8 protein-coding genes are annotated in these 7,052 nt (G+C 64.7%); 1 reads left to right on the plus strand and 7 read right to left on the minus strand.

Translation table 11 applies throughout. The features are described 5' to 3' along the window. The 6 genes from V4558_01915 to V4558_01940 all read right to left on the minus strand — a co-directional run bounded on the left by V4558_01915 (position 1) and on the right by V4558_01940 (position 5,499). Positions 1-549 (minus strand): MauE/DoxX family redox-associated membrane protein, encoded by a 549-nt coding sequence (locus V4558_01915; protein MES2304231.1) that lies wholly within the window; start codon positions 547-549, stop codon positions 1-3. Then, complete coding sequence (locus tag V4558_01920) at positions 546-1,577, minus strand: nucleotidyltransferase family protein (protein ID MES2304232.1); 1,032 nt, start codon at positions 1,575-1,577, stop codon at positions 546-548. Before V4558_01920 ends, V4558_01915 begins: the two co-directional genes overlap by 4 nt. After that, positions 1,574-2,389: a hypothetical protein gene (locus V4558_01925; GenBank protein MES2304233.1), complete on the minus strand. Its 816-nt coding sequence runs from the start codon at positions 2,387-2,389 to the stop codon at positions 1,574-1,576. Before V4558_01925 ends, V4558_01920 begins: the two co-directional genes overlap by 4 nt. Before the next feature lie 1,002 nt (positions 2,390-3,391). After that, complete coding sequence (locus V4558_01930; protein MES2304234.1) at positions 3,392-3,961, minus strand: LemA family protein; 570 nt, start codon at positions 3,959-3,961, stop codon at positions 3,392-3,394. Then, the gene (locus V4558_01935) at positions 3,962-4,684 is read right to left on the minus strand and encodes a hypothetical protein (GenBank protein MES2304235.1); all 723 of its coding nucleotides are present in this window, start codon (positions 4,682-4,684) and stop codon (positions 3,962-3,964) included. Further along, a complete protein-coding gene (locus tag V4558_01940) occupies positions 4,684-5,499 on the minus strand; it encodes a TPM domain-containing protein (GenBank protein ID MES2304236.1) in 816 nt (271 codons plus the stop codon). Before V4558_01940 ends, V4558_01935 begins: the two co-directional genes overlap by 1 nt. Before the next feature lie 38 nt (positions 5,500-5,537). Between V4558_01940 and V4558_01945 the strand changes: the two genes are divergently transcribed. Then, entirely contained in the window at positions 5,538-6,170 is a 633-nt protein-coding gene (locus V4558_01945; protein MES2304237.1) for a thioredoxin domain-containing protein, read from the plus strand. A gap of 24 nt (positions 6,171-6,194) precedes the next feature. Here the strand turns inward: V4558_01945 and V4558_01950 are convergent, their stop codons facing one another. Beyond that, positions 6,195-6,914, minus strand: coding sequence for a CPBP family intramembrane glutamic endopeptidase (locus tag V4558_01950; GenBank protein MES2304238.1), 720 nt, complete (start codon positions 6,912-6,914; stop codon positions 6,195-6,197). Positions 6,915-7,052: the final 138 nt, after the last annotated feature.

The following is a 7,052-nucleotide window of genomic DNA, read 5'->3' on the forward strand; positions in this document are numbered from 1 at the left end:
TTACTCCCAGTAGGCGCGGAAGAGCAGCTTCTCGGCCGCGCCGGCCAGCAGGTAGAGCACCAGCAGAACTCCCAATATCAGCGATGCGTGCAGCAGCACCGCCCCGGGCAATGCCCAGAGCGGAGCTGGGCTTGTGGCGCCACCCCACGCATTCATCAGCAGCAACAGTGCTGCCACGAACATTGCAGCGTTGCGGATGAGATGCACCGTGCGCACCGGGCCGGCGCTCTTGCCACCAAAGCAGCCGCAGCCGCCGTCGTAGCCGAGCTTCTGCAAGCGCCACAGCACCACGTTGAACACGGTCACGAGCCCGAACGTGGCCAGTGTGCTCCAGCGCCAGAGCCAGCCCGTCGCGAGCCAGAGTGCGATGATCATTTCGGCGGGAGCGAGCCCGACGGAAATGGCCTGACTCCAGAACTCCGATTTCATGCCAAGCTTCGCCAGCGCTGTGGTCACGGAACCCTTGTAGTAGAGCTTCCCCGCGGCCGAGGCCAGCAGAATCAGGACGAGCCCGAGCCACGAAACAACCAGATCACGCGATGGAGTCATTCCGACTTCCCCTGCAACACCTTGAGCCCGACCTGCAGCGTCTTCCCTGGAGGATACGCCGAGCGCATCCGCGCAAACATCCTCCCGACGCGGCGCAGGCGAGTGCCGAAGGACGGGACGGCGCAGCCATCGGGAACCAGCGCCATCGCGGAGCCGCCACTGAGCGACGGCTTGCGGCGCCTGGCCCAGGCAGCGAGGTCGGGCGAATCGATCTCGCCGAAGAGTTCGGTGGAATCGCGCACCGCGCGCGAGAGTGCCGCGCCGAGGCCCACCAGCTCCGCTCGTGCGATCAGCGCCAGCCCAAACTGCGGATCTTGCTCGCGGAAGCCTTCGACCAGTTCGCGCAGGTCGAGCAAGTCGCGGAAGGCGGACACAGTTCGGGAATTGCGGATGAAATGCGCCACGCGGACGAGCACGGTATCGGTCGGCTGAAGCAGGGCGAGCACGCCATCTGGCTGAGGTACGGCCGACGCAATAACCGATTCGACATCGAGCGAAACGGCGCCACCCTCGGCCACAACCTGGAAATGCAACTCGAGCTGCGTGGCACGCAAGGAATGCACGAAACCGGGGTACTGATGATTCCCCTCGTGAACTGCCTCGCCGCCCATTCCCCACCCCGCTGCCTCTAGCGCGGCCGTCGCCTTCGCAAGGTGATTCCTCGACACGAGAATATCGAGATCGGCGACAGTTCGGCCAAGAGCCGGTGTGGCGTTCCGAAGCAGGTAGTCAGCACCCTTAATTGGCACGACGCGCACCTCCAGCCCGCGAAGCGCCCGAACCACTTCGCCGAGTTCCCAGCGCAGTGTTCGGAGTTGCGCGTCACTGTCGATCGATGTCGCGTAGAACTGGCGTCGGACTCCGGGTGGAATGTGGGCAGCGGTAATGCCTGCGCGATCCGCCAACGCGGCAATGTGCGCCGTAAGGCCACTCTGCTGGAGTCTCGGCATCGTGTCGGCCCACTCTCTTGCGGTCCAGCCTCGCGCAACAGATGGGTCGCGGAGGAGACTCAAGATTGGCGGTTTCATATGCCCGCATCCAGGGAACTGGCAACGGCCTCGATCGCCTGACTCAGAGCGTTGAATTGAAGCTTCCACGCAGGAATCCGGGCCACCCGACTCAGCATCCGGAAACCAGGAATCCCAAGCAAATGCTTATTCTGGCTCTGAAGTGTCAGCTGCTGAAAAGTGTAGGGTGGTGTTACGCGATCGAAGAGGAGTCGCTCATCCAGCCCGAAGGTTGGAAACACCAGTGACCGCACATCAACCCTGAGGTCGGAAGGCAGCCGCACTGCTGGTCTGACGTGGGCGAGCGCACCTCGAGCGGGATCGTGTACGGTCGGGCCGATGACCAACGGGCCCCCGCGGGCGCGAATCAGCTCGATCGATTCGTTCTTGAGCGTAATCGGCCCCGGCATCGGAACTACACTGCCATCCGGACTCGTGACGAAAAACTCATCGGCAACCAAATACCACCCCGCAGCGACCATCCCTGCAGCCAGAGTGCTCTTACCAGAGCCGGAAGAGGCCACAAGGGCAACGGCCGCGCCAGTGGAGTTCGCGACCACCGCGGCGTGGAAGCCAATCGCGGGGGCGAGAGCCCATGTGACCGAATCGTGAATGGCCCACTCGAAGTGGGTCAGGACGAGTGGTGCCGGGAAGGGGCTCCGCTGGGTCGGGGCGCCGTTGACCAACCAGGTCCAAAGCCCTGGCGCCGTAGGCCGGAGCTGATACGTGAGGTCGGCGACCTCCTCAAGAGGTGGAACAACTTCGCTCTCGGAGTAGAGGAGTCGAAAGTCCCCTGAGAACTCGCCGTGCTCCGCCTGCAGTCTGAGGACCAACGGTCCGAATCGAACGAGTAGGTCCCCAGCCCGTAGCCGGGATCGAAGATCGCCCACCGCGAGGTCACCCACCCTCACAGGAGCAGCTCCACCAAGCCACTGGCTTCGAGTGGCCGAAGAAACCCCTCCGTTACCTCGGACTCAGAGATCCCCGGGTCGCTGACGCGATTGCTGACAAAATCCCGGATCGAGGAAATCGGCTGAGGGGATGATGCCAAAAAAAGAAGCACCTCGGCCGACACGGGGTCGACGAGGTGCGCGAAATTGGTCTCATTTAACTGAACTGCGACTACATCCCCGCAAGGCTCTGCACTGATACCACTTCCCTGCCGAAGCCCCCAGACGCCACCGATCGACAAGTTGGCGCTGGCTACTGCCAAGGACTGGAGTTGAAGCCACCGTCATTGATCGCGCCACCACCCGAGAAGGGTGACGTAATGGCCGAGCCAGAGGTGTTGCTGACGGTCGCAGTACGGACCCCAGCAAACGTCTTGGTAATGCAACCCGCCTCGGCATTGTTGCACGAGCCATTATTGCATTTGCAGTGGGACGTTACCGGACCGCGGCAGTCGTTACAGACAGCGCAATATGTGGATCCCGCCGGGCAGGGGTGCGTTCCGGTCTGAGCATTCGCGCTCTTCGAGAACGCGGCCACCACCGGCACTGTGAGGATCGCGGCGCGCAGCATCGTGCGGCGACCAATCGGTCGCTCCATCACGGGCTTCTGGGCCTCGGCCTGGTTGGCCGGGTCGGTGCTGGGGCGTGCGCTCACAAATCCTCCGGGGGAGAAAATACTACCGTCTCACTCTACTACGGCAAGTCCGGTGCCGCGATACCACCCAATCGGCCCTGGACCTGCCCTGCGATCATTCAAGCCAAACCTAGCTACCGCAATAACTTAGCCGCAATCAGTCCAGCGATGGAGCTGGTCCGATACGCCGGAACCGCACTCAAAGTGCGGCCCCGGTACACCGATTGTAGCGACCCCGCCACACTTTGGTGCTAGAACTTCACCTTCGGAGCTTCAGCCGCTCCCGGGGTGGTCAGATCAAAGTAGGGCCTCGGCTTCCCCAACCCGAACAGCTTCGCCGTGAGGTTGGTCGGGAACTTCCGGGCCGTGCTGTTGAGCGCCTCCACCGACGTGTTGTAGTCAGTTCGGGCCACCGAGATCCGGTTTTCCGTCCCCTCGAGCTGATCCTGGAGCTGGGTGAAGTTCTGGTTGCTCTTCAGCTCCGGATACGCCTCTGCCACTGCCATCAACCGACCGAGCGGTGCATTCATCGCGGCGTTTGCTGCGGCCATCTCGGTGAGATTGCCGCCCTGCACCGCCGTCGCGAGCTTCGACCGCGCCTCGGCCACACCGATGTAGACGGTCGACTCCTGCTTGGCCACACCCTGCACCACCGCGACCAGATTCGGGATCAGGTCGGCCCGGCGCTGCAGCTGCACCTTGATCTGCCCCTCGGCCTTGTTGACGTTCTCGTCGAGACCCTGGAGCGTGTTGTAGCCGCAGCCGCTGGCCAGTGAGACCACGGCGAGCAAGGCGATGATTGAACGACTGGTACCGCGCATTCAGCGATCTCCGCGTTGGATGTTGTCCACCAGATCCACCGCACGCCGGACCGCTTCGAGATAGCGGGCAAAGGTCGCGGGCGGGCACTGCCACTCCTTGTCGCGGCGATGGGCCGCGATCTCCACCATCACCTCGGCATCCGCACCGAGTTCCGCAGCCAGCACCTCCACCGTGGCCTGGGGGGTCTCCCCGGGCGCCCGGCCCAGCAGAACGTTGGTACAGCGTAGCAAAACCAGCAATGCCGGCACCGAACTCGTGGCAAAGCCGCCGAGGGTCACCGCCACATCGCCGAAGCGAACATAGGCCTGCCGCAGCCGCACCAGCTTGCCACGCAGCTCCGACTCGAGTGCTCGGCGGAGATCACCCGGCTCGACCGTCACACCACCCACCGGATCGTCGCCACGGAGCACCTGATAGGCGAGCTGCATATCGGTGATCTCGATCGGGAAGACGTCCGCCGCCCGGCTCCATTCCTCGCGACCGATGATCAGCGGCGGCGTGAGCCCTCGCTCGTGCCACGCGGCCACCGCCGGCGTGAGCTTGCGCAGCGCCTCGGGCGCGGGATCTTCGACCACCAGCAGCAGGTTCACATCCGACTTGCCTGCAATCCAATCGCCGCGCGCCGCCGACCCGTAGAGTACCGCCGAGAAGGCCGTGGGGGTCGCGTCATCGAGTTGTTTGACCAGCTTGGTGATCGCCTGGTCGAGTTCGCTACGATCCATCAGAAGCTCCTCCCGCCGCCACCGCCGCTGAAGCCACCACCACCGCCGAAGCCACCGAAGCCGCCACCACCCCCACCAAAACCGCCGCCACCAAAGCCGCCGCGACCGAGCCCGCCGAGGATGATCGGCCCCATCAGCCCGCCACCGCGCCCGCCGCGACCACCACTGCGGCTCGCGATCATCAACGCGATGAAGATGATCATGCCGAGAATGCGTGAGATCGGGAAGCCGTTGTTGCGCGGGGCCGCACGTCGCGGCTGCAACAGCGACGAATCCTGCACGCCCATCTCCCGCGCAATCAGATCGCCGACAAGCCTGGTGCCGAGATCGGCTGCGCCGGCGTAATCGCCCTGGCGCAGCTGCGGAATCATTGCGTCGGCAATCTGCCCCGAGCGCGCATCGGTGATGGCGCCCTCGAGTCCGTTGCCGATGGCCCAGTTGATTTCGCCCTTGTGATCGGCCGTGCGCGGCACCAGCAGCAGGACCACGCCGGCATTGCGACGCGCATCACCAACTGCGGCCTTGGCACCGATGCCCCAGCTGCGGCCGATCGTAAGGGCAACCTCGGCCGCGGCGTAGTCACCAATGGTGGGGAGTGTCACCACCGCCATTTCGGCACCGGTGACATCGCGCAGGTGCGACAGCCGCGCTTCGATGGTCGCGACCGCCGTGGGCCCGAGAATTCCGGCCGCGTCGGTGACGAAGCCAGAGGGCTTGGCCGGGAAGAGCGCCGCGATCCCCTGCCCCTGTGCCGGGAGCAGTGCCACCAGCGTCAGTTGGAGCGCCAGCAACGCGCCGATACCTTTCCGTATCATGGCTGGAAAGATACCCGATCCCGTCTCCGAGGATGCCAATGAAGTCGGTTCGTCACCTCCTGCTTGCCCTGACCGCCCTCGCCGCCGCGCCGTCGTTGGCCCCGGCACAGGACGCTCTGCTCGCCCCGCGCACCAAGGGCGTCGCAACGGCACCGGTCACGGTCTACGAGATGTCGGATTTCCAGTGCCCCTTTTGTCGGAGTTTCACGACTGAAACGTTTCCGAAGATCGAGAAGGAGTACATCGCGACGGGAAAGGTGAAGTGGATCTTCATTAACTATCCGCTGACCTCCCTCCACCCCAACGCGATGGCCGCAGCCGAGTTTGCGAGCTGCGCTTCGAGCCAGGGGCGCTTCTGGCCGACGCACGATCTGCTCTACGCCAAGCAGGCGGCGTGGGCACCGCTCAAGGATGCGGGACAGTACTTCATGGCACAGGTGGATGGACTCGGGCTCAAGCGCGACCAGATGTTGAGTTGTCTGCAAGGCGGCCAGGCGCGGAAGCTCGTCGAGGGGGATGCCGCGGGTGCCGCGAAATCGGGCGCCACCAGTACGCCATCGTTCTACATCGAAGGGGGGATGATGTCGGGCGCTCAGCCGATCGAAGTCTTCCGGCCGATTCTCGATTCAATCATCAAGATAAAGCTCGCGAAAAAGGCCGCGGGCAGGTAAGTGCCGCGCTCGCGCGGCACTCCGCTATCCTAGCGTCACGAAGATGTCGTACAGCGCGTGCGTCCACGCAGTGATCCCGAAGCCGCGCAGCAGGTAGAGGGCCGAGAAGGTGAGGCCGGCCAGCGCGCGGAAGATGAATGAGCCGGCTTCGAGCTTGTCACCGTACGGCCCGATGTAGTGGAACGCCGAGAAGAGCAGCGCACCGAGTACACACGCGACCACGCCCGCGGTGCGCGGCGTCCAGTGAAAGACCCGCCGGCCAATCGCGGCGAGGGTTCCCACGACAATCACCCGGAACAGCAGCTCCTCGTAGATCCCTGCGCCGAGGGAGATCATCAGCTGCGATGGCAGGTCGAGCCCGCCGGTGGGGCCGATCACGAGGTAGCGGAGCAGCGCTGATGTCGCGCGCCCGATCACCACTCCCACCAGCATCGCGAGCACCGCCGACTCCGCGAGCATCCCGGCAAATACGGAGGCGCGCAAGCCACCCGGGTGCGCGCGCAGGTCGCGCACGACGAGCCAGGTCCCGATGCCCGCGAGGAGGATGTCGAACACCAGCAACCCGCGCGGACCACCGACCGTCAGGAAAAGCGACTTGAGGATGACGTCGGCGCCGTTGCGGACCCCGCCGCCGCCCGGGTCGGCGAGGAACCAGGCCGAGGCCTCATAGGCCAGCAACAACGGCACCGCAAAGAGAACGGAGTAGCGCGGCGCGCGGCTGTCGGCGAAGTAGGTGGAGGCCATGCGAGGAAGCTAAAACGAGAGGCGAGAAGCGAGAAGCGAGAAGCGGGAAGGCCCGTCTGGTGGTGCCGCGCTCGCGCGGCACCGGTTTCCGCCGGGCGTGAGGCTCTCGCTTTCCGCGACCTTTAGACCGGTGCCGCG

The sequence above is a fragment of the Gemmatimonadota bacterium genome, assembly GCA_040388535.1.
In the GTDB taxonomy this organism is placed as follows: domain Bacteria; phylum Gemmatimonadota; class Gemmatimonadetes; order Gemmatimonadales; family GWC2-71-9; genus Palsa-1233.

Excerpts from the sequence above, each read along its gene's own strand:
- V4558_01915 (MES2304231.1), bottom strand. The coding sequence starts at position 549 with ATGACTCCATCGCGTGATCTGGTTGTTTCGTGGCTCGGGCTCGTCCTG.
- V4558_01920 (MES2304232.1), bottom strand. The coding sequence starts at position 1,577 with ATGAAACCGCCAATCTTGAGTCTCCTCCGCGACCCATCTGTTGCGCGA.
- V4558_01930 (MES2304234.1), bottom strand. The coding sequence starts at position 3,961 with ATGCGCGGTACCAGTCGTTCAATCATCGCCTTGCTCGCCGTGGTCTCA.
- V4558_01935 (MES2304235.1), bottom strand. The coding sequence starts at position 4,684 with ATGGATCGTAGCGAACTCGACCAGGCGATCACCAAGCTGGTCAAACAA.
- V4558_01940 (MES2304236.1), bottom strand. The coding sequence starts at position 5,499 with ATGATACGGAAAGGTATCGGCGCGTTGCTGGCGCTCCAACTGACGCTG.
- V4558_01945 (MES2304237.1), top strand. The coding sequence starts at position 5,538 with ATGAAGTCGGTTCGTCACCTCCTGCTTGCCCTGACCGCCCTCGCCGCC.
- V4558_01950 (MES2304238.1), bottom strand. The coding sequence starts at position 6,914 with ATGGCCTCCACCTACTTCGCCGACAGCCGCGCGCCGCGCTACTCCGTT.